The 728-nt window shown below is 68.0% G+C and carries 1 protein-coding gene; it reads right to left on the reverse strand.

Annotated elements, in window-relative coordinates; all coding sequences use genetic code 11:
• The coding region (locus DID99_RS36785) for an ABC transporter ATP-binding protein (RefSeq protein WP_148094720.1) at nucleotides 1-728 on the reverse strand (728 nt) is incomplete at both ends.

The raw sequence follows: 728 nt of genomic DNA on the forward strand, positions 1-728 counted from the left end.
CGGCCGTGGTACGGCGCCATCGCGAGCGTCTCGATCAGGCCGGCCATCAGGTTGGTCGACACCTGCGGCAGCCAGCTGCCGAGCTCGAGCCCCTTCTTCGTCGCCTCGCCGGTCTGGCGGGCCGTCATCTTCGCGTAGATGTCGTCGACCAGCTTGCGGAAGGCCGGATCCAGCCGGTTGCGCGGATGCTTGAACGGCACCTTGATCTCGGCGATCACGCGGCCCGGGTTCGACGACAGCACGAGAATGCGGTCGCACATGAACACCGCTTCCTCAATGTTGTGCGTGACGATCAGCACCGACTTGATCGGCATGCGGCCTTGCGTCCACAGGTCGAGCAGGTCGGTACGCAGCGTTTCGGCGGTCAGCACGTCGAGCGCCGAGAACGGCTCGTCCATCAGCAGGATCGTCGGATCGACCACGAGCGCGCGCGCGAAGCCCACGCGCTGGCGCATGCCGCCCGACAGCTCGCGCGGGTACGCGTTCTCGAAGCCGTCGAGACCGATCAGGTCGATCGCGGCGAGCGCGCGTTCGCGCCGCTCGCGTGCGCCGACGCCGAGTGCTTCGAGGCCGGCTTCCACGTTCTGCAGCACGGTCAGCCACGGAAACAGCGCGAAGGTCTGGAACACCATCGCGACGCCTTCGGCCGGGCCGCGCAGCGGCTTGCCGAGATAGGTCACGTCACCGCCGGTCGGCTCGATCAGCCCGGCGATGATCCGCAGCAGCGT

The organism is Burkholderia sp. Bp8986, from assembly GCF_003854225.1.
Taxonomy (GTDB): domain Bacteria; phylum Pseudomonadota; class Gammaproteobacteria; order Burkholderiales; family Burkholderiaceae; genus Burkholderia.